Origin of the sequence: Dyadobacter jiangsuensis (assembly GCF_003014695.1) — a bacterium.
GTDB classification, from domain to species: domain Bacteria; phylum Bacteroidota; class Bacteroidia; order Cytophagales; family Spirosomataceae; genus Dyadobacter; species Dyadobacter jiangsuensis.
In genome coordinates this window covers 1-22340 of sequence record NZ_PYAS01000027.1, presented here as the reverse complement: position 1 = coordinate 22340, position 22340 = coordinate 1, and the positions used below count along the sequence as shown (strand labels likewise).

The 22340-nt window shown below is 48.8% G+C and carries 19 protein-coding genes; 9 read left to right on the top strand and 10 right to left on the bottom strand.

What is annotated here, in order from left to right; genetic code table 11:
* Positions 1-23: 23 nt before the first annotated feature.
* The 3 genes from CLV60_RS32460 to CLV60_RS32450 form a co-directional block, all read right to left on the bottom strand.
* Positions 24-353 carry a YtxH domain-containing protein gene (locus CLV60_RS32460; RefSeq protein WP_106599567.1) on the bottom strand — a complete coding sequence of 110 codons (330 nt, stop codon included), beginning with the start codon at positions 351-353 and terminating at the stop codon, positions 24-26.
* 160 nt (positions 354-513) lie between these two features.
* A complete protein-coding gene (locus CLV60_RS32455; protein WP_106599566.1) occupies positions 514-1245 on the bottom strand; it encodes an SIMPL domain-containing protein in 732 nt (243 codons plus the stop codon).
* Between the two features lie 228 nt (positions 1246-1473).
* Positions 1474-1908, bottom strand: a complete 435-nt coding sequence (locus tag CLV60_RS32450) for a MarR family winged helix-turn-helix transcriptional regulator (protein WP_015813381.1) — start codon at positions 1906-1908, stop codon at positions 1474-1476.
* 248 nt (positions 1909-2156) lie between these two features.
* Here CLV60_RS32450 and CLV60_RS32445 point away from each other — a divergent pair, with 248 nt between their 5' ends.
* The 3 genes from CLV60_RS32445 (at position 2157) to CLV60_RS32435 (ending at position 5326) form a co-directional block, all read left to right on the top strand.
* Positions 2157-4025, top strand: a complete 1869-nt coding sequence (locus CLV60_RS32445; protein WP_106599565.1) for a M12 family metallo-peptidase — start codon at positions 2157-2159, stop codon at positions 4023-4025.
* 143 nt (positions 4026-4168) lie between these two features.
* Positions 4169-4660 (top strand): hypothetical protein, encoded by a 492-nt coding sequence (locus CLV60_RS32440; RefSeq protein WP_146151638.1) that lies wholly within the window; start codon positions 4169-4171, stop codon positions 4658-4660.
* Positions 4661-4699: 39 nt separating this feature from the next.
* The gene (locus tag CLV60_RS32435; RefSeq protein ID WP_106599563.1) at positions 4700-5326 is read left to right on the top strand and encodes a hypothetical protein; all 627 of its coding nucleotides are present in this window, start codon (positions 4700-4702) and stop codon (positions 5324-5326) included.
* 73 nt (positions 5327-5399) lie between these two features.
* Here the strand turns inward: CLV60_RS32435 and CLV60_RS32430 are convergent, their stop codons facing one another.
* The 3 genes from CLV60_RS32430 to rpsU form a co-directional block, all read right to left on the bottom strand.
* Positions 5400-7982: a phosphoenolpyruvate carboxylase gene (locus tag CLV60_RS32430; protein WP_106599562.1), complete on the bottom strand. Its 2583-nt coding sequence runs from the start codon at positions 7980-7982 to the stop codon at positions 5400-5402.
* Positions 7983-8048: 66 nt separating this feature from the next.
* Positions 8049-8921 carry a phage lytic cycle repressor MrpR family protein gene (locus tag CLV60_RS32425; RefSeq protein ID WP_106599561.1) on the bottom strand — a complete coding sequence of 291 codons (873 nt, stop codon included), beginning with the start codon at positions 8919-8921 and terminating at the stop codon, positions 8049-8051.
* 106 nt (positions 8922-9027) lie between these two features.
* Positions 9028-9222: a 30S ribosomal protein S21 gene (rpsU, locus tag CLV60_RS32420; protein ID WP_015813375.1), complete on the bottom strand. Its 195-nt coding sequence runs from the start codon at positions 9220-9222 to the stop codon at positions 9028-9030.
* A gap of 157 nt (positions 9223-9379) precedes the next feature.
* Here rpsU and CLV60_RS32415 point away from each other — a divergent pair, with 157 nt between their 5' ends.
* From CLV60_RS32415 to CLV60_RS32395, 5 genes are all read left to right on the top strand, one after another.
* Positions 9380-10315, top strand: a complete 936-nt coding sequence (locus CLV60_RS32415) for a Ppx/GppA phosphatase family protein (protein WP_106599560.1) — start codon at positions 9380-9382, stop codon at positions 10313-10315.
* Between the two features lie 64 nt (positions 10316-10379).
* A complete protein-coding gene (locus tag CLV60_RS32410; RefSeq protein ID WP_229211236.1) occupies positions 10380-12950 on the top strand; it encodes a zinc-dependent metalloprotease in 2571 nt (856 codons plus the stop codon).
* Positions 12951-13011: 61 nt separating this feature from the next.
* On the top strand, positions 13012-13686 hold the full coding sequence (locus CLV60_RS32405) for a peptidoglycan DD-metalloendopeptidase family protein (protein WP_106599558.1): 675 nt from the start codon (positions 13012-13014) through the stop codon (positions 13684-13686).
* A gap of 42 nt (positions 13687-13728) precedes the next feature.
* The gene (locus CLV60_RS32400) at positions 13729-13977 is read left to right on the top strand and encodes a DUF6364 family protein (RefSeq protein WP_106599557.1); all 249 of its coding nucleotides are present in this window, start codon (positions 13729-13731) and stop codon (positions 13975-13977) included.
* Positions 13967-14398, top strand: a complete 432-nt coding sequence (locus CLV60_RS32395; protein WP_106599556.1) for a type II toxin-antitoxin system VapC family toxin — start codon at positions 13967-13969, stop codon at positions 14396-14398. The genes CLV60_RS32400 and CLV60_RS32395 overlap by 11 nt, the downstream gene beginning before the upstream one ends.
* 5 nt (positions 14399-14403) lie before the next feature.
* Here the strand turns inward: CLV60_RS32395 and CLV60_RS32390 are convergent, their stop codons facing one another.
* The 4 genes from CLV60_RS32390 to CLV60_RS32375 all read right to left on the bottom strand — a co-directional run bounded on the left by CLV60_RS32390 (position 14404) and on the right by CLV60_RS32375 (position 20290).
* Positions 14404-15630, bottom strand: a complete 1227-nt coding sequence (locus CLV60_RS32390) for an MFS transporter (RefSeq protein WP_106599555.1) — start codon at positions 15628-15630, stop codon at positions 14404-14406.
* A 109-nt stretch (positions 15631-15739) separates the two neighbouring features.
* Positions 15740-16492 carry an SDR family NAD(P)-dependent oxidoreductase gene (locus tag CLV60_RS32385; protein WP_106599554.1) on the bottom strand — a complete coding sequence of 251 codons (753 nt, stop codon included), beginning with the start codon at positions 16490-16492 and terminating at the stop codon, positions 15740-15742.
* Between the two features lie 24 nt (positions 16493-16516).
* On the bottom strand, positions 16517-18220 hold the full coding sequence (locus tag CLV60_RS32380) for a S41 family peptidase (RefSeq protein WP_106599553.1): 1704 nt from the start codon (positions 18218-18220) through the stop codon (positions 16517-16519).
* Between the two features lie 126 nt (positions 18221-18346).
* Entirely contained in the window at positions 18347-20290 is a 1944-nt protein-coding gene (locus CLV60_RS32375) for an acetoacetate--CoA ligase (protein ID WP_106599552.1), read from the bottom strand.
* Positions 20291-20592: 302 nt separating this feature from the next.
* Between CLV60_RS32375 and CLV60_RS32370 the strand changes: the two genes are divergently transcribed.
* Positions 20593-22230 (top strand): pseudouridine synthase, encoded by a 1638-nt coding sequence (locus CLV60_RS32370; RefSeq protein ID WP_106599551.1) that lies wholly within the window; start codon positions 20593-20595, stop codon positions 22228-22230.
* Positions 22231-22340: the final 110 nt, after the last annotated feature.

Here is a 22340-nt window from a genome sequence, read left to right as displayed (position 1 = left end):
GGCAGGGATTGAGTGCTGTGATATCAGGAAATAGGATCCGGCGTTGGTGTGACATCCGTTTCGGTGGAAGCGGTGCCTTTCGTACCCTTAAACTTTTCGAACAAATCTTTGAAAAATGCCTCCGCATCGGGAAAATTACCTTTCAGCGTCTCCGCACCCTTCGTTTTAAGTTCCTCGAAATACTCAGGAGCTTTATCGATGGCCCCTTCCGCTTCGGCTTTCAGGTTGTTAGCCTTTGTTTTAAGGTCTTCCAGAAGCTTCTCTCCCTCCTCGGTCTGAAGGTATTTGTGGGCAGCCACTCCCGCAGCGGCGCCCAAAATAAATGTGGCCAGGTGTTTCGCGTTAATGCTCATGATTTCCAGTTACTTAGTTTGAGATTGAACATTCAATTTAAAGAAACTAATATTCTCAACAAAAGAACGGACTGACAAATCCGGATACATCACACCGAAAAAATTGTGCCCGGTAAGCTATTTACCGGGCACCTGATAGAGAGTTTATGCGTGAAACAGCCTATTTGATTTCAAATGCAGCCTGCATACGGTAACTGATCTTGATTTTCTGATACTGCACATCGCTGTCCTGAACGGTATCCGCGGCTTCTGCTGCAAATGCACGTACGTTAGCTTTGGCAAATACAGGTTGCGGGAAATAAAGGTTTTCGTCCAATTCTTTGATAGACATTACCTTACCCAGCTTTTGATCGAGCGACGCCACGAGGTATTCCGCTTTCACTTTGGCAGCTTTCAATGCATCGATTTTCACCTGCTTCTTGAACTCCTCGCGTTTCGAGTGGTCTACCCGCGCAACGTTCGCATACTGAACGCCACGGCTTTCAACCTTCGACAAAATGCCATCCAGTTTTTCCGCGCTCGAAACTTTCAGTTCATATTGCTTCGCTTCGAGGAATGTAGCGGGCTTTTTCTTCTTGTCCACGTAATTCTGGTAGCCTCCTACTCCGCTGATCGACAATGCTTCCTTCGGCAAACCGGCATCGGCCACAGCCTTGATCAGCTGTTTTTCGAGCGTGGAGATATTGACCTTGTCTTTCTGGTTTTTCTCATCCTGGAAATATTCCCGAAGCGAGATGTTGAAATAAATCTCGTCGGGCACGACCTCCATTTCGGCGAAGCCCGCCACTTCTATATTCGGTACCTGAACTAGCTGTTCTGTTTTAACTTGTGAAAACGCAGGAGTAATAAGTGATGAAGTGATGAGAGCGCCGAGCAAAAAATACTTTTTCATGGCCTTAAAAATGGATATAAATGAAACTGATATTAACCTGAACAGCCCCTTCAAACCTGTTGGTTTCGGAACCGTTCTATGGTTTAGATACAAAAACATGCCGAAAGGTTTAACCGGATGCTCATGCAAATGCTCCGATCACACTCCGCTTTTGCACAAAAAAAGTGGAAGGACGACGTAAAAAGCTGTCATTCTTCCACTTAATGGCTTGGTAAAAATTTTGTCAAATCAGGTAAAATTTTGGTAAATAGAATCCATGATCCGCACGAAATGCTGGTAATCGGAGTCACTCAGGCTGCCCCAGCCTTTGCGACGGATGTCGGCCACGATCGGGAATGCCTGGTTGTAGATAGCCTCTCCGTTTTTAGTCAGAAACAGGTTGAATTTGCGTCGGTCGCCAGCGGCCGGGCCGCGTTCTACCAAACCTTTCTTTTCCAGCAAATCGATAATCCTCGTCACTGTCGGAGGATCCTTGAAAGTCATTTCCGCCAGCTCATTCTGGCTGATCCCCTGCTTCCTGAAAATGTGGTCGATAAGCACCCATTGATCGACCGTGAGGTCAAAACCCGCCTCCGTCAGCTGCTTTTGCAGGGCATTACGAATCTTTTTGATAGTCGTATCTATCTTAAAAAAATAGGCACGATGATCCGACTGATGTGTCATGATGTGGAAGTAAAATAGGATTGGAATGATGAGTATTATCAAATATAAGCCTTCGCAACAATTCGTCTACTAATAGTTGTGGGAAAAAGTTTGGAGAAAAAATGTTGTTGATAATTGGTTCTGGCCATTGATCCGGATTGAGCAGCCGAAAGATGGTTCATCGCCAAAACGCTTTTCATGCAGCGGGAATAGTGCAACATTTCGGTCAAAAAATTACATCGACAAGCTCTATCTAAACTATTTCTGCTATGCGAAAATTACTTTACACTTTCATCCAAACAGGCATATTCGCGGTCATCTCGTGCGTGGGCCTCTCCCTCCAAGCGCAGGACACGCCGTTTATTCAATCCGTATCTGCGGACCAGGTTCCCGATTCGCCGGAAATGGCTGCATACCGCGAACGTCTGCGCAAGAATCCCGACATTACGGGCTATCATTTTATCACGCTCAATGCATTAGCCACTTCGCAAAAGGATGGGATCCTGCCGCTCCACATTCCCGACGGCCCCACCATTACCGCCGTCGCCAGCCATGTGCAATACGAATCAGCTAATGAATACGAATGGATCGGCAAAACGGACGACGACCGGGGAACAGTGATCGTCATATCGAAAGCGGGTCGTGTATGCGCACACATATCCACACCCGCGGGCGTATACGAGATATTTCCGGCACCGTCGGGTCTATATTGTTTGCAAATCATTGATCCGAAGAAGGCTTGGGATGTTGGTTGCATGACGACTTCTTCTACGTCAAAACCCGACAACCTGCGAACATCAGCAATGGAGCCGGTTGTAAAACAAGGCGGCGATGCCAATGCAAAAATGCAGCCTTGCCAGGCATTGGTTTATCCGCGGGTACTGGTGCTCTACACGCCAAAAGCACTTACATTAGCAGGCAATATCACGACGCTTACAGATCACGTAAACCTGTCCATTTCGCAGTTTAACAGTTGTATTTATAATAGTGGGATTACGAGCGCTGCGGCTTTGGTACTAGCGGGGATAGCGCCTTTGAACTTCACTGAACACTCTAACGCAATGGGCGGTGATAGGGATGATCTAATCAAAAACGCCACCGCCAAAAATCTCAGGAATCAGTATCAGGCTGATGTCGTAGTATTGTTGACCGATGGTAACTACGGTGGGGGGGACGTAAGAGGAATCTCTGGAACTGTGACTCTCGAGATCGACAAGGCCTATTCAATTGTTGAACTGTGGTGCGCAACCTCTCGTAAAACCTTCGCTCATGAGGTGGGACACCTTTATGGATGCCGCCACGACGACGACAATACGGCTGTACCATCCTATGCCAAAGGATATAAGATAAAGTTCCTGGGATTTACAGTAGACAGGACGGTAATGGTCGGGAACGGGATTACCGATGAACATGCTAAAAATAGGCTATTGAACTTTTCAAATCCTAATATTCAGGTTGGCGGGCGGGCCACTGGTACAGCAGATGAAAATAATGCCCAAAGAATTACTGAATCGCATCCGGTCGTGGGCGCATTCAGGCCAGACCCTGCTAATCCATTGAATGCTTTTGTGGATGGCCCTACATGGGTAAGCAGCCCGGGTGGGAAAAACTATGAGTTGTATTATAGCTGCGGCTCTGCGCCCTACACTTTTAGCTGGCAATACAGCTACGACGGAGTCAACTACACGCTATCCAATACTACGTCGGACATATTTACGTGGTATTTCTCCCAAAGTCAAAAGATCTACCTGAAAGGAACGGTTACTTCGAACGGCCAATCTGCAACAGCTTACATTACGGTAACGGCCCAGCTGCCTGCTAATCCGTACAAGGTTTCAGCAGCAGGACATGACACAATTGCACTGCAAGGCGAGCTGCCCAGTTTAATTGCAACTCCTAATCCGGCAGATGATCGGATTAACATTTCCTACAAGCTTCAATCTGATACGCACGTCAAACTAGATATGCTGGATCAGTCAGGAAAGGTCATTGAGATACTGAAAGACGACAAGACAATAAGTCGTAGAGGGCGCTATTCAGCCAGCGTTAAAAGTAAAAATCTGCCAGTTGGTACCTATTTCATTCGCCTCCTCACTAGCCAGGGGATCGAAACTTGCCGAGTAATCATCACAAAATAACCTCCTAAATGACACGTTCACGGACTGTTTATATATATCTTGGAATCGTCATGCTGCTAGCTGGTTGTAAAATAGTCGACGCAATAATTGATACCGCCGGACCTCTCCCACGCTTGCCAAACTGGGGCTACCTAACAGCTGAAATGAATGGCGTATATTGGAGCACAACCTATAAAAATGCCTACCAGGTTACGCATGGATCCACTACTTATGCTGATGAACCCAAAGGCGTTTTCTACGCGTTAACTTCGATACTTTATACGTCCGCTGGTGCCAATCGCCAGGAGTTGTTATTTCAACACATCCCATTTTCTCCGCAGACAGGCCGGCATAAACTTGTATCATGCAACTCCTACGCGGGCTGCGAATCCAGCGACAAACCCAGGGCCGCATTGTTTGAACTACTTAGCGACGGCGACGTTGCAGGGGACTCCTTCTATCTCGTCGACTCAGAGGATAACTACATTCAAATCGACAGCTATAACAGCGGGACGAAGGAAATAAAAGGAAGCTTTCAACTCACATTGGCTAACGCCCGGATACCCCGATCGTCCAATGCATTACCAGATACACTGCGCTTTCGAAACGGCCGGTTTCATACCAAGATTATCGAATACAAAGGTAGGGGCGGATGATAGACGTACGGACTTGTCAGAACCAAACTTTCAAAGAGAATGAACCGTCTACTAACTGTATACATATCGCTTGGAATTGCCACATTACTATCTGGTTGTAAAATCATGGATGCAATCATTGACAATTCCGGGCCTCTCCCACGACTTCCAAATTGGGGTTACCTTACCGCCGAGACGAATGGGGCGGATTGGAGCAAAACATATAGTAATGCCTACCAGGTTACGCATGGTGTCGTCAGTTATCTCGACGAACCGCAAGGTGTATTCTACGGCTTAGTTTCAGTACTCTATAACGAGGCTGGTGCCAATCGCCAGGAGTTGTTATTTCAAAACATTCCGTTTTCTCCGCAAACCGGTCGGCATAAACTTATATCCTGTAACCCATTTGTCGGCTGTGAATCAAGCCAAGAACCCCAGGTCGGCTTGCATACTTCGCTTAGTGATGGTGATGTTTTAGGGGATAGTTACTATACCGTCGACTCCGAGGATAACTATATCCAAATCGACAGTTACAATGCCAAAACGCAAGAAATAAAGGGAAGCTTTCAACTCACATTGGCTAACGCCCGGATACCCCGATCGTCCAACGCATTACCAGATACTCTGCGCTTTCGAAACGGCCGGTTTCACACCAAGATTATCAGGTATAAGGGAAGAGGTGAGTAAAGCGAGTGGCCAGAAAACAACAGGAGCTGGGTTTTACCCGGCTCCTGAATATTAAATTACTCAATAAATCTTCTTACGCCGAATTCCGCGCCGCATTAATAATCCCGAACATCGCCCGGATAATCAGCTGGTTATAGGTCTCCACATCCAGCTGCAAGTTCTTCGGATCGCCGGCGAGCATTTGTAATGCGTATTGCTGGATGGTGATCAACGGCAATACGATGCGCTCACGGGTTTTGATCGAAACTTTGGTGACGTTGTTACTATCGAGCAGTTCTTTCTGACTCGATACTTCGAGTAGCAACTCGCGAGTAAGGAGGAATTCTTCGTACATTTTGTCCCAGAACTCGCGGTACTCTTCCTCATCGCGGAGGTATTTGGTCGCAGGGAAAAACGCTTTGGAAAGCGACTGCATCGAGTTTTCTATCAATGTGCGGAAGAAAAGCGATTTCTGATAGAGCTTTTTGATATCCTCCACCTTGTTTTCTTTCGCCAATGCCTGGATTGCAGTCCCGAAACCATAAAAGCCCGGCACGTTCTGTTTCATCTGCGCCCATGAACCCACGAACGGGATCGCACGAAGATCTTCAAACTTCAATCCTTCGTCGTCGTTACCACGTTTGGTCGGACGACTACCGATGTTGGTTTGCCCGTAAAAGCGCAACGGCGTCTTTTTATCCAGGTATTTGACAAACATCGGATGGTTTTTCAGATCCAGATAGGAGTTATAGGCGATTTCAGCCATTTCCTCGATCAGGTCTTTGTCGGCGTCCGTCAGTTCATCGTCGCGATGTCCTTTGAAAAGGTGGTTTTCGAGACCGGCGGTGAATAGCCTTTCAAGGTTATACATGGCCGTTGTGACGGTACCATAGTTGGAACTGATGGTCTGTCCCTGAACGGTAAGCTGGATTTCCTTGTCCTCGATATCCTTACCGAGTGACGAATAGAAGTTATGGTTGTTACCGCCGCCACGTGCAGGAGGTCCTCCACGACCGTCGAAGAACGTCACTTTGATGCCAAACTCGCGAGATACCTTGGTCAATTCTTCCTTAGCACGGTAAATAGACCAGTTAGCACGCAGATAGCCGCCATCTTTGGTACCATCCGAGAAGCCCACCATAATCGTCTGGTGATTCTCGCGGTTGCTCAGGTGGTTGCGGTAATATTCATTTTCGTAGAGCGTCCGCATAATGCCCGGCGCATTGGCCAGGTCATCCACGGTTTCAAAAAGCGGCACGACGTCGAGCGCCAGCTTGCCTTCTTCGTCTGCGATCAGGTTTTTGGCCAGCGACACTACCTGCATTACATTCAATGCAGAAGTGTTGTTACTGATCACATACCGGTGCGCACCTTTTTCGCCATTTTTCTCCTGGATCGTTTTGATTGCACGGATTGAACCGAGAATGTCCTTCGTCAATTCATCCTCATAATCTTCATCACGAAGTGGTATATTCAATGACAGCAGCAGATCGATCTTTTTCGCCTCGTCCCAGCTTTGGTAGTCGCTGTATTTCAGCAGCGGGATTTTCTTTTCGAGTCTTTTCAGGATATCCTCCCAGGCTTTGCCGTGTTTGCGGCTATCCTGACGAACATCAAGGCTCGCGAAGAAGAATCCGAACAGATTGAGTTTCAGGATAAAATTATCCAGTAACTCCACGAAAAGACCCTGGTGCTTGTTCACCAGCACTTCACGTGCTTTTAATAACTCATCGATCAGCTCCTGCGCACTTTCGTAACCTTCCTCAAATGGCCCGAAAATGGTGCTGTTCATTTTTTTCTCCGCCAGCGAAACCGCGTCGTCGACACCTTTGAATGTCAGGCGGCGTTTCAATTGACGGATATCGCGGTAATAGCCACGCAAAAGCGTCTCGCGCAGGCGATCGGCTACTTTCAGTGTAATTTCGGGGTTCACAAATGGGTTACCGTCGCGGTCGCCACCCGGCCAGAAGCCCAGGCGGAACACATTCGGGTAAGGCCAGTCATGTACACTCATTCCCAGGCCATTAATGAGTTTTTCAAGAATGGACGGGATGGCATCATAATATACGTTTTCGAGGAACCAGCACAGGCTCACCGCCTCATCGAACGGCGTCGGCTTTTCATGGTTAATGAAAGCCGTTTTCCCGAGTTGTAACAGCAGCTGGTTTACTTCTGTAAAGTCGTTGGCCTTGATCGCATCTTCGAGGTCGTTGATAATGCCCAACACTTTGCCCGAATAGAATTGGGTCGGGTGGGCAGTCAGTACGATGCGTACGCTGAAATCTTCCAGTTTGGCGAGCAGTTTCTTTTTCAGCTCGTCGTTTTCCAGCCGTTCGGTCAGGTAGGTTACCGAGCCTTTGCCGGTCAGGTCGTGGGTCTCGTCGAAGGCCGCATCTTCCACCGAGTCGAAAAGTACTACCTGGCGTTCGATATATTGGATAAATGCAAAAAGCAGATCCGCACGTTCCTTGGGAGTAGCCGTTTCCAGGAGCTCTGAAAAAAAATGCTCGATGATTTCTTTGGGAGATTTGCCTTCCTGAAAGCCAATCTCACTTTGCTGAGTCAGTATCGGAAGCAGGGAGCCTGTTTGGAATATACCGCGGTAGGGTAAGCTCAGAAACAGGCTATTAAAAATATTATACTTCGTTACAACTGCGTCCTGGAAACTATTATTCATAATGGAGTGACGAAATTATATTTTGAAATTTGCACTGAAGGCAAATATAACCTTAAAAAATGGGTTTCAGGCTTTGGGGTGCGCTTGTTGATGCGATTTTTTAAGCTTTTCGATGGAGTTATGCGTGTAAATCTGCGTTGCGGCGAGGTTGGCATGGCCTAGTAACTCCTTGATCGCGTTCAGATCGGCGCCGCGGTTGAGCAAATGCGTCGCGTACGTGTGCCTGAGTACGTGCGGGCTCTTTTGCGACAGTGTCGTAACGGCCGAAAGGTATTGTTTCACCTTCCGCTGCACAAAAACAGGGTAAATAGCTTTATTTGAATCGGTTAACAGCAGAACGTCCGTATTTTCCTCCGGCGCACGCTGTGCTATATATTTTTGAAGTAACTGCACCAGAGAAGTGGAAACCGGCACGATCCGCTCCTTCGATCGCTTTCCAAAGACGCGAATGGTACGGGCAGGCAAGTTTAAATCCTTCAATTCCAGCTCCACCAGCTCCGAAAGGCGGATCCCGCTCCCGTAGAGCAGTTCCATAATCACCCGGTCGCGCAGGCCCTCGAAATCGTCGGCGAATGTGCCTTCTTCAAAAAGCATTTCCATCGATTTCTCCTCCACAAATGCCGGCAGCTTCTTGCGGGCTTTCAATGCCGACAGAATCTTCGTCGGATCACTGTCAATATGCTTTTTCTTTCTTAAATATCCATAGAACGTCCGGAGCGCAGCAATTTTCCGGTTAATCGACGATGGGTTGAGCCCCTCCTCCATCAAACTCACGATCCAGGACCGTAGCATCGGCGCCTTGGCCGTTTCGGGTTCGGCGCAATCGTATTGAAAAAGCAAGTATTTCTGAAACTGTTCGAGATCAGTCTGGTACGATTTGATCGTGTGCGCACTGGAGCGCTTTTCGAATTGGAGGAATTCCAGAAACGGCGTTATCATAATCCGAACATACAAAAAGGAGCCATCTTATTCAAGACAGCTCCTCTCGTATGATATGGATACAATAATCCTATAGAAGTCTTTCAGAGAACCATTCCGTTAGGAACTAGTCTTCTAAGTGACCGTAAGTTTTCTCTTTGTAAACGGCACGCAAAACTTCGAAACGACGCTTAACAGATGGTTTTTCGAAAGCTGTGCGGGCACGAAGCTCACGCATTGTACCAGTTCTTTCAAATTTCTTCTTGTAACGCTTAAGAGCGCGATCAATCGATTCGTTGTCTTTAATGTTAATAATAAGCATGCTTATAATTTCTAATGTTCTTTGAATTGGTTTCTGAAATCGGACTGCAAAGAAAAACTATATCCAACAGAAAATCAAGAAATAAGTCGTTAAAATTCGTTTATTTTTGTATCCATTGCATTGAAACACTAGTCATTAACAGATTAAACAGCCCAATATGAGTTCCAGACTGGGAATAATTGATTTAGGCACCAACACATTTCACCTGCTGATCGCGGAGCCTAACGGCGCTCATTTTAAGACTGTTTTCCACGAAAGCAGGCCTGCCCGGATCGGTTTAGGTGGTATCAACAAACGTGTGATCACGCCCGAAGCACAGGACCGCGCGCTTGCTGTCCTCTCCTATTTCCGCGAGAAGCTCGATTCTTTCGAAGTAATGCCCGAAAAGACGTTCGCATTCGGTACCAGCGCCGTACGCAATGCGGAAAACCGGCAAGAGTTCTGCTCCGAAATTCTGGAAAAGACCAATATCGAGGTGACGGTCATCGACGGCAACCGCGAGGCGGAGTACATATATTACGGTGTTCGCCGCGGAGCCGACATTGGTGACGCTCCTTCGCTGATTATGGATATCGGCGGCGGAAGCGTGGAATTCATCATCGGTAACCGCTCGCAGATTTTCTGGAAACAGAGCTTCGAAATCGGCGGACAGCGCCTAATGGAGAAGTTCATGCGGAACGACCCGCTTTCCCAAGCCGACCGCCGCAGCCTTTACAATCATTTCGACGAAAACCTGATCCCGCTCGCAAATGCGGTCCACCAATATGCCCCGGAAAAGCTCGTGGGCTCGTCGGGAACGTTCGATACCCTGGTAGATATCGACTTCCACCACCGAACCAACGACTGGCCGCCCGCATTAGAAACCGACTTCAATATACCCTTGGAAGAGTTTTACCGTGCATATGCCCTCATCCTGTCTGGCAACCATGACGAGCGCATGGCGATCCCCGGTATGATTGAGCTGCGTGTGGACATGATCGTGGTGGCCGTCTGCCTGATCGACTATGTGCTCAAAACGCACGGTATCCGGCAAATCCAGGTTTCCAAATATGCCCTTAAAGAAGGCGTCCTGGCAGAGTTGATGGCCAAATAGTCCCTAACCTTTCATTTAATCACACCTTTATACTTTATCCCAAAAACCAAACTCTATGAGATTAATGCGTTACCTTCTCCTCGCGGCGCTGGCATTCGTGTATATGCACGACGCGCACGCGCAACGAAAGAAAAAGAAAGACAAACAGGAGGATGTCAAAATCGACAAGGCCGTCGACGCCGTGGCTTCCGCAGTGAAAGACAAGCTGAAAGACGACAAAAAGAAAGGCCCAAAGGCATTCAAAGACCTCATTGACAGTACCAATGCCATTAGCCAGAAAGGCATGATTTCGGTGCACAAGGTGGACGACAAATGGTATTTCGAAATCCCCGATTCGCTCCTGAACCGCGATATCATGGCGGTGACCCGCTATTCCAAAACCGCAGCGGGCGGCGGAATCTTCGGAGGCGAGGAAGTGAACCGGCAAATGATCCGCTGGGAGCGGGGAATGGATAACAACCTGTTATTGCGGTCGGTGACGATCGTGGTAACAAGCCCTGACAGCACCAAACCCATTTTCCAGGCCGTCAAAAACTCCAACTCCGACCCTATTATCGGTGTTTTTGACATTAAAGCAGTCAAAAAAGAGCCTGAGAAATCATCGGTAGTCGATGTGACCGAATTCTTCAACGCCGATAACCAGGTATTTTCGCTGAGTTCGGTGAGCAAACAGCTCCTGAAACTCGCCGCGTTCAAGAAAGAGGCCTCTTTTATTTCCAAAATCAGCACTTACCCGATCAATACGGAGATCAGGACAATCAAGACGTTCAATGTAACGCCTCAGCTGCTGACCCCTACACCAGTGCCTTCGATCGGTCAATACCTGCCATCGGGCCTGGACGCGGGTGTCGTGACGTTTGAAATGAACTCCTCACTCATTCTGCTGCCGAAAGCGCCGATGAAAAAACGCATTTTCGATAGCCGGGTGGGCTATTTCGCGAATCAATATGCCACATTCGGTGAAGAATCGCAGCGCTCCGATACCGAGGTATTTGCCGTAAGATGGCGCCTGGAACCTAAGAATGCCGAAGATGCCCGCAAGCAGAAAAACGGCGAGCTGATCGAACCTAAAAAGCCGATCGTTTATTACATCGACCCGGCTACGCCTGAAAAATGGCGCAAATACCTCAAAGCAGGTGTCGACGACTGGCAGGTTGCATTTGAAAAAGCAGGCTGGAAAAATGCGATCCGCGGCGAATACTGGCCCGAAGGCGATACAACTATGAGTCTCGAAGACGCCCGCTACTCGGTGATCCGCTATTTCGCTGCCGACATTCAGAATGCTTATGGGCCTAATGTACACGACCCGCGCAGCGGCGAAATCCTCGAAAGCCACATCGGCTGGTACCATAATGTGATGCGCCTGCTCCGTAACTGGTACATTATTCAGGCGGCGGCGGTGGATCCGAAAGCACGTACCAAGAAATTTGATGATGAACTGATGGGCCAACTGGTTCGCTTCGTGTCTTCTCACGAGATCGGCCACACCCTGGGCCTACGCCATAATATGGGCGCCAGCTCGGCTACACCTGTTGAAAAACTACGGGACAAAGCCTGGATCGCGGAACACGGACACACTTCGTCCATTATGGATTATGCGCGTTTCAACTACGTAGCACAGCCCGAGGACGGCATTACCGACCTCTTCCCGCGCATCGGCGACTACGATAAGTGGGCCATTCAATGGGGTTACAGCAATTTCCCTGATGCCAAAGATGCCCAGACTGAAAAATTGGCATTGAATACCCTTACCAAAGAGGCTTACAAAGACAATCGCCTGCATTTCGGAACGGAAATCAGCCCGTATGATCCTCGTTATCAGACCGAAGATTTGAGCGACAATGCCATGAAGGCTTCGGAATATGGTATCAAAAACCTGAAACGCATTCTTCCGAACCTGATCGAATGGAGCAAGGAAGACGGCGAGAGCTATAAGGAACTGGATGAAATTTACGGCAACGTGGTAACGCAATACCGCCGCTATCTGGGCCATGTGATCAAAAATGTGGGCGGTATTTACGATACTCCGACTACCTACGATATGGAAGGGCCCACTTTTACCACCGTTCCAAAGGCAACTCAAAAAGAAGCCATCGACTTCCTGAATGCACAACTTTTCAAAACGCCAACCTGGCTTTTGGACCAGAATATCCTCAACAAAGTGAAACCTGAAACCGGCATGGAGGCCGTCAAGGCATTGCAGGATTTTGCATTGACCTCCCTTTTCGCCGGCGACCGTGCGGTACGGCTTATGGAAACAGGTATCTCTGCCAAAGACTACACGCTCGACGACCTGTTTACCGACCTTGAAGCGGGAATATGGTCGGAAACCAAAACCGGCAAGCCGATCGATGTGTACCGCCGGAATCTCCAAAAAGTATATGCGGAGAAACTGATTTCATTACTAAAACCTGGCAGAGCGAATGTCCAGTCTATCCCGGTGGGCATCACCTATGGATTCTCGACACGCTCGGTGGAACTCGAAAAAACCGACTTACCGTCGATCGCCCGGGCGCATTTGGAGCAATTGAAATCCACTGTAAATGCAGCTATCGCAAAGAGCACTGACAAAAACACCCGGTACCATTTGCAGGATGTGTCCCAAAGAATCAAGCAGGCACTTGATCCGAAATAATGTAAATTGAACTCAGGCAAGTCAGCAACGACTTGCCTGAGTTGCTTAAAACCAAATGAATATGTCAGAACTCGCCCAGGCCCTTCGTGAATATCCTACGTTCCATGCTATCGTGCAGAACGGCAAACCTTACCGAAAGCTGGATTTTACGGCTGGCAATAGCGATCTGCTGACGCATGATCTCTCGGAAACCGTTGATTTCTCCAACTACGTTTTCGATGAAATGCTTTCAGGAAGTGCATTCAACGGCATTGGCGGCTACGGCGAAGACCGCGTCATTTACCGGCATCGGAAACATTTCACTGCCGACAGTGAAAAGCCCCGCAGTATTCATTTGGGTGTGGATATCTGGGCGGAAGCAGGAACGCCGCTTTACGCCCCGCTCGACGCAACTGTTCATAGTTTTGCATTCAACGACCACTACGGTGATTATGGCCCTACTATTATTCTTGTGCACGAAATAGGCGAAACGACCTTCTTCACACTTTACGGGCATTTGTCGCTAAGCTCGTTAGAAGGCTTGCACGAAGGCAAAACCATCAATGCAGGAGAATGCTTCGCCGCCATTGGCCCCTACCCCGAGAACGGCGACTGGCCACCGCATTTGCATTTCCAGGTTATCCGAGATATGGGAAATTATAGAGGAGATTTTCCGGGCGTCTGCAATGCATCAGATCAGGATTACTATTTCAATTTATGCCCTGATTCTGAGCTGATTTTGAGAATCAATGTTTGAAATATATGCGCATATCTTAAAATTTATGCGCATATTTATCATATGAAAACTCGCCTGAACATTACGATTGAAGAGACGGTGCTGGCATATATTAAAAGCTATGCAGCTGCGCGGCAAACGAGTGTGTCTCAAATCGTCGAAGATCATCTGAAATCTATCGTGCAGGTGGCGGAACAAAAGCGCAACATTCTTGAAGTAATTGATGAAATGGACGCTCCCACGGGTGTTAGTGCCGATCAAGACCTTGTAAAAGCCTATTACGAAGCACGGGGAGAGAAATATGGCAACTAGCGTTTTCCTTGATGCCAACATTATCCTTGATTTTCTTCTGAAAAGGAAAGACTATGAAGACGCCAGGAAAATCATGGTTCTGGTGCTGCAAAAGAGAATCAGAGCCTTTATTTCCCCTTCCATTGTACATATTGTAAGCTATTGGCTAACCAAAGCCTACGGAAGCGCTAAATCCAAAGATCTTCTATTGTTACTTCTTTCGGATGTAAAGATTATTGATGCCAATCAGGACGTGGTCAACCTTGCCCTAACTTCTCAAATAGACGATATTGAAGATGCATTGCAATACTATACGGCCATTCATCACAAAATAGATTTCTTTCTCAGCAGGGATAAAAAACTAAAAAAGGATGCCCTAACGCTTTTACCCGTTTGCGACATCCCTGATTTTCTAAATCTGCTGGATAAGCGACACGCCTAAACCCCTCAGGACTTCTTCTCCAAGTTCGGCAAGAATCCGGTGAGCAACCCGATCAGCGGCAGGAACGAGCAAATCCAAAAAACGTATTCAATGCTCGTCTTATCGGCTAATGTGCCGAGAATAGCCGAGCCGATACCAGCAATACCGAAGGCAAAACCGAAGAACAAACCGGCGATCATCCCCACTTTCCCCGGGATCAGCTCCTGCGCATATACAAGGATGGCAGAGAATGCCGACGATAAGATCAAACCGATAATGCAGCTCAATACGCCCGTCCAGAACAAATCGACGTAAGGCAATAGCAATGCAAATGGCGCCGCGCCGAGAATCGAAATCCAGATCACATATTTCCGACCAATCCGGTCCCCTACCGGCCCGCCGATGAACGTACCAGCCGCTACTGCAAAGAGGAATGCAAACAAGTAAATCTGCGAGCTCTGGATTGAAACGCCGAATTTATCGATCAGGTAAAATGTGAAATAGCTCGAAATGCTGGCCATATAAATGTATTTCGAGAAAATCAGCAGGAGCAAAATGCCTATTGAAATGATTACTTTGGATTTGGACAAAGTAGCTTCCTGCTTTACGGCGCTGGCAGATTTCTTCACAACAGTGGTCAAGTTTTGCTTATACCAGCCGCCTACCCACGAAAGGATAACAATCGCCAGCAATGCCACCAGCGAAAACCAGATGACCTGAAAGCGCCCGTAAGGCAATAATATCAATGCCGCCAGCAACGGCCCGAGCGAGCTGCCCGCATTGCCACCCACCTGGAAAAGCGATTGCGCCATCCCGTGCTTGCCACCGGACGCCATGCGCGCTACGCGTGAAGCTTCCGGATGGAACACCGCCGAACCGATGCCGATCAACCCCACAGAAAGTAATACAATATGAAAACTGTTCGCCATCGAGAGGCATATAAGCCCCAGCAACGTAAAGCACATCCCGACCGCCAACGCATATGGTTGCGGCCTTTTGTCCGTAAATGAACCTACAAGTGGCTGAAAAACAGACGCACTCACCTGGAAAGTAAATGTAATGAGCCCGATCTGCGAAAAGCTCAGATGAAACGATTCCTTCACCATCGGGTAAATCGATGGAATGAGGGACTGCATCGTGTCGTTCAGCAAATGGGAGAAACTCAGCGCCAGAAGGATAGGAAATACGGTCTGGGAAGCGGGAACTGCGGCAGCGGCTGTGTCTGCGGAGGAATTCTGGTCGAAACTTTTCATAGGTATTCAAAAATCTCCCCGACTTCCTGTTTATAGAAGTCGGGGCCTAAAAAAGAATGACAAAGGTATCGATTACCAGCCTAATTGCGGCCAGAAACCAAATAAAATTCTATTTGCGATGGATCACCGTAGCCGCAGACTGGGCGCCGGCGAGAATGGTAATGTCTGCAATGGTAACACGGTCAGGCGCATTGACGGCGTAAAGGATCGCGTCGGCGATGTCACCGGCCTGTAATGGATCGAATCCCTGGTACACCTTTTCGGCCCGGGTTTCATCGCCTTTGAAGCGGACAAGCGAGAATTCCGTCTCCACCGCACCCGGCGCTACATTGGTTGTTTTGATGCCGTGTTGGGTCAGTTCGAGGCGCATTCCCTCGCTGATTACCTCGACGGCAGCCTTGGAAGCACAATACACGGCACCATTCGCATAAGTCTGCTTGCCGGCAATCGAGCTGATATTGACGATATGCCCTTTGCCGCGTTCGAGCAGCAACGGGATAACGGCTTTCGAAACGTAGAGGAGTCCTTTCACATTACCGTCGATCATCGCGTCCCAGTCGTCGGTATCGCCTTCGTCGAGCGTACCCAGGCCGTGCGCATTACCGGCATTGTTGACGAGAATATCGATGTTTTTCCAATTGTCGGGCAACGACCCGACTGCCGCGATCACCGCCCCTTTGTCACGGACGTCGAATACGAGCGTGGTTACTTTTACTTTGGACGACAATTCTGCGGCTACTTCGTCGAGGCGCTCCTGGCGGCGGCCGCACAAAATAAGGTCTATTCCGACCCCGGCGAATGCTTCCGCCGTGGCCTTACCGATACCGGATGTGGCTCCGGTAATAAATGCAATACGGGACATTGAGTGAATGGTGTGGAGTGAATTTTACTTTTTGGTTTTTGGAATATTCAAACTGCTGAACTCGCCTTTTTCCAGCTGTGCCGCCTGTGAGAAAAGCTGTACAGCATGTTGATAAACATTATCGCTCGGGTTGAGGACCTGGAATACCTCGTTGTTCAACCCATTCTTTTGCTTTCTTCCCCACACATAGCGACCGATAATCGCCTTGGTTTGCGAGGTAATGAGCGATTTGGACAAATTCAGTTCCTTTTCATTGGGTTTGATACCCGCCCTGGAAGCGTCTTTTACCAGCTCGGCCAGCATCGCATCCGATACCTGGAATGATTTCAGATATTCCTTGAATGGTTGTTTTTCCAGTCTTTTTTGGTTTTCATTCGCATAGCGCAGCGCATATTCGCGGATAATATTTTTGGAATACAGCTCAAACAGGTACTTGCTGTTCATCAAAGTATCTTTTGCCACGAAAATATCCGGTGTAATTCCACCTCCGCCATACACAACACGGCCGCCATCGGTCTTATACACCTTGCTCTTATCGAACTTGATACTGTCTGCGCTGAATAGCTCCCCGCTTTCGTACCGATGCGCCAGATCCTGGCTGTAATCTTCGCCCTTGCCGAGCTCATAAGGTTTCTGAATGCTCCTGCCGCTTGGCGTGTAATAGCGCGAGATAGTCAGGCGCAACTCCGAACCGTCCGACAGTTTGATCGGCATTTGAACCAATCCTTTTCCATAAGACCTTCTTCCTACCACCAGCGCACGGTCATGATCCTGCAATGCACCTGCGAGGATTTCAGAAGCCGATGCACTACCTTCGTCTACAAGCACGATCAACGGGCCTTGCTCAAAAAGACCATCCACATGCGAGCGGGTCTTGCGATCGAAACGGCTGTCTTTTCCTTCGGTATAAACCAGTAGTTTATCGCCTGCAATAAATTCGTCGGCCATGCTCGTGGCCCGTTCCATATAACCACCCGGATTTCCGCGAAGGTCGAGGATAAGGTTTTTCAACCCTTCGGCTTTCAATGTTTTCAATGCGGATTTAAACTCGTCGAAAGTGGTTTCCGAGAAACGGCTCACTTTGATATATCCAATTTCCTGGTCCACCATGTAGGAAGCATCCACCGAATAGGTCGGAATGCGGTCGCGCACCACGGCGAAATTCATTTTATCCTTTAACCCTACCCTTTCAATCGACAGATCCACCTTCGTACCGCGCTTACCGCGCAACAGCTTGTACACCTGCGCATTGGTAACACCGGGACCCGACAAGTTTTCTTTATTGACTGAAATAATGCGGTCGCCGCTCTGAATACCGGCCGCTTCCGACGGGCCCCCGCTCAACGGAGTTACCACATAAACCGTGTCATTATAAATATTGAACTCGACGCCAATGCCGTCGAAACCCGATTCCAGCTGCGACCGTGCCGCGGTAGCTTCCTCGGCGTTGAAATAGGCCGTATGCGGGTCAAGCTTTTCAAGCATTTTGGAGATCGAGAAATCCACCAGTTCCTCGGTATTCACCGAATCGACATAGTTGTTTTCCACCAGCATCAGTACCTCTCTGAACTTGCCGTAACCTTTCGCCACGTCAGACAATTTCTTCCCACCGCTGAAAAACGTACTTCCCAGCAGCACTCCCGCCGCCAGCGTGATCGCGATGATGATAGGCAAACGAACTACGGATTTCGAGTTCTGGATCGGCGGCTGAGGTCTTTCTGAGTTCATACCTGTAAATATTAGGAGTATGGGCTGGCGTCACGGGAATTGGATATTTCCCCAACGTGAATTAAACGATTTTGGTTGCCTAATGCAAATGAATGCAGGGCGTTAACATGCCAACGACGCGTATTGCTAGATGAATGCCTTCAACGATTCAGGATTGCGCATGGTATCGATATTAATACACTTTGCCGGATCCTGTCCCATCAATATCCGCTTCATCGGCGCTTCCATCTTTTTCCCATTGATCGTGTAAGGAATATCGCTTACCTGTTCGATCGTGTCGGGCACGTGCCGTGGGCTATATTGAGTCCGCAAAGTGTCCTTAATCTGCTTCTTCAAATCTTCCGTAAGCTCCTTACCCATGGTAAGGACGACAAATAGCGATATCGTCCCCTCTCCGTTCGACTTTTCCAGGTAAACTGCCAGACTATCCTTCACTTCCGGGATACTTTCCACCGCCCGGTAAATCTCGGCCGTGCCGATCCTGACACCACCGCGGTTCAAAGTAGCATCGGACCGGCCATAGATCACGACGGATTTCCGGTCGGTGATTTTGATCCAGTCGCCATGCCGCCAAACATGCGGGTACATTTCGAAATAGCTCGAAAGGTATTTCTCGTCATGCTCGTCATTCCAGAAATAAATAGGCATCGAAGGCATCGGCTGTGTGATTACCATTTCGCCCAGCTCATTCAAAACCAGCCTTCCATCCTCATCAAATGCCTCTATTCTCGCCCCGAGCATCCGGCACTGGATCTCGCCTGCGTATACGGGCAGGAGCGGGCACCCGCCTACGAATGCGCTGCATACGTCGGTACCTCCGCTCAGGGAGATCAGCCACACATCCTTTTTAACCTGCTTATAAATCCATTCAAATGCCTCCGGCGGCAACGGGGAGCCGGTAGAACCGATCGTTTCCAGATGGTTCAACCGCTCGGAAGTAATGCTGACTCCACTTTTCATAGAAGCGATAAAAAATGCCGCCCCGCTGCCGAAATGCGTGATTTTAGCCTTTTCAGCCAAAGTCCAGAGTACTTGCGACGACGGATAGGCCGGCGCGCCGTCGTACATCACCAATGTAGCTCCGCAAAGCAGCGCGCTCAATGCGTAGTTCCACATCATCCAGCCGGTGGTAGAATACCAGAAATACCGGTCGCCCGGCTTCACGTTCTGATGCAGCACGAGCGCTTTCAAATGCTCGATCAGACAGCCGCCTACGCTGTGCGTAATGGCTTTCGGTTTCGCTGTTGTTCCCGAGGAATAGAGAATCCAGATCGGATGATCGAATGGCACGGGCTCGAAATCGATCCCGAAGTGCTCAAAATGCAGGATGTCGTCCCAGGCTGTAAACCGTTCGGGCCGGGTTTCCGAGAAGATATTGTTGATAAGCACCGTGTCTTTAACACTCGGCAACGCAGCGGAAAGCTCGCTTGCGAAAGACGTAATGTCGTAGGTTTTGCCATTATAAACATAACCATCCACGGTAAACAATACTTTTGGCTCAATCTGCGAAAACCGTTCGGTAATGGCTGGCTTGCCAAAATCAGGCGAGCATGACGACCACACCGCACCTACTGCATTGGCCGCCAGGAATGCTACCACGGCTTCGGGGATGTTGGGCAGCACTGCCGCCACCCTGTCTCCGGGCTTCACGCCACGCTGTTTCAGCCAGGTCGATACGGCCGCAACCTGCGCTTCCAACGTTTCCCAGGAGATCTCAACGGATTCCGATCTTTCCGACTGGAAAATAATCGCCGGACGTTCTTTGGTTTTATTTCTGAAAATATGTTCGGCGTAATTCAGCTTCGAGCGGGTAAACCAGCGCGTGCCGATCATGCCGCTCAATGGCTTTTGCAGCACTTCGAGGTATAAATCGTGTGATTTGATATTGAAGTAATTCCAAAGACTTTCCCAGAAATCTTCCAGGTCGGTCACCGACCATTCCCACAGATCGTGATAGGAGCGGAAATAGAGGCCTTTTTTGACAAACAGCCAGTCCATATATTTTTTAAGATTGGACTGCTCCAACAGGTTCCTGCCCGGTTTCCACAACGGTTGCGCCTCAGCTGACATAATTCACTTGTTAATGAAGGTTTAGTTAGGTAAAAATGGCCATTTCCGGCCGCATTTCTCCGATAGTACTTATAAACGTTTTCATATCATTTTTGACATAAACACATTCAAATATTTTTACCCGGAAAAATTCCCGTATCTTTGCAGGCTAATTTTTTTCAACACTAGTACTCTGACCATCAGATACGTTGGCTAACCAGTTTTAGTGGCAATTCATACCATTTTGTGCGAATTAAAGCACTAATCGGTTACAAGGTAAATTTGTAAGAGGAAATAAATCCAGTAGTGATACTGCATTCCTGATGAGAAACAGAAACAATTCCAAAGGCTCCCAAGGAGGAGGCGGCTTCTTCAAGCGCGCAAAGCCTGAAACCGAAAGCCGGTTCAGCAAACCCAGCATCAAAAAATCCAGTCTGCGTTTTTCAGCCCCTGCCGAAAACAAGGGTCAGAAAGCACGTCCAAGCTTTGATCACGAGAAGCCAAGAGAAGATCGTGCATTCGACAAGCCGGGCTTCGACAAGCCACGTTTTGGTAAGCCCGATTTCAAGAAATGGGACAAAGGCGGTAACGATCGCCCATTCCGTCGCGAAGGTGATTCTGCCGACCGCGGTTTTAAAAAGGATTTTGGTAAAAAAGATTTTCGCGGCGGCGATCGTCCCGGCGACAGAAAGCCATTCGGCGACCGTCCTGAAAGATCGGGATTTGGTGGCGGAGACCGCAATCGTGAGTTCAAGCCACGTTTCGACCGCGATAATGACGAGCGCGAGTTCAGGCCACGTCCGGACAGGGATTCACGCGATTTCAAATCTCGCCCTGAAAGAGGTAGTGGTGACCGTGAGTTTAAGCCACGTTTCGAAAGAAACAACGGTGATCGTGAGTTTAAACCGGGTTTCGACAAGCCACGTTTCGAAAGAGATAATGGCGATCGCGAATTCAAGCCTCGTTTCGACAGGGACAACGGCGACCGTGAGTTTAAGCCGGGCTTCGATAAGCCGCGTGGTGATCGCAGCGAGCGTCCGGCCCGCTCATTCAACCGTAGCGAAGGTTCTTTTAAAAAAAAAGAAGATAGGGACGACAAACCCTACCGCTCCCGCTTCCAGGACGACGAAGAGCAGGACCGCAGCGGGTTGGAGAGACGAGTAGGCCGGTACGAAACCGCACCGCGCTATAATCTTGACAATTACGAGCATAAAAAGAAGCCTTCGGCAAGACATAAGGACAAGGAAGAAACCGACGAGATCCGTCTGAATCGCTACATCGCGAATGCGGGCATTTGTTCCCGTCGCGAGGCCGACGACCTGATCTCTTCGGGCCAGATTTCTGTGAACGGCAAGATCATCACCGAAATGGGTTACAAAGTACGCCCTACCGACGTCGTGAAATACGGCAAGAAGGCATTGAACCCGGAGAAAATGGTGTACATCCTGATCAACAAACCGAAGGATTACATTACCACTACCGACGATCCCGAAGAGCGCAAAACCGTGCTTGACCTGATCGCCGGCGCATGCTCCGAGCGCGTGTACCCCGTAGGCCGCCTCGACCGCAATACAACAGGGCTTCTGTTGCTGACCAATGATGGTGAACTGGCCGAAAAGCTGACCCACCCGTCAAGCGGTATCAAGAAGATCTACCAGGCAGAACTTGACAAGCCTATTGCAACAGAGGATTTCGAGCAACTGCAAGCCGGTGTCGAACTGGAAGACGGTTTCATTCGCCCCGACGAAGTAGGTTTGGTGACGCCTGACGCACAAGTTGTGGGCCTTGAAATCCACAGCGGACGCAACCGCATTGTCCGCAGGATGTTCGAGCATTTGGGTTACGAAGTGCAGAAACTTGACCGCACCGTTTTCGCTGGCTTGAACAAGAAAGACCTGCCCCGCGGCAAATGGCGCTTTTTGACGGAGAAAGAGGTGATTAAATTGAAGTTTTTGCTTTAATAATCTATTTCAGTAGGGGCTGACTAAAAAGGCCCGAGTCAATTTGGCTGTAAATAGGCTTTTTGGATTTTTGAGACTGATAGAAGCCTGGTTAAATTAACAAGGGGTCA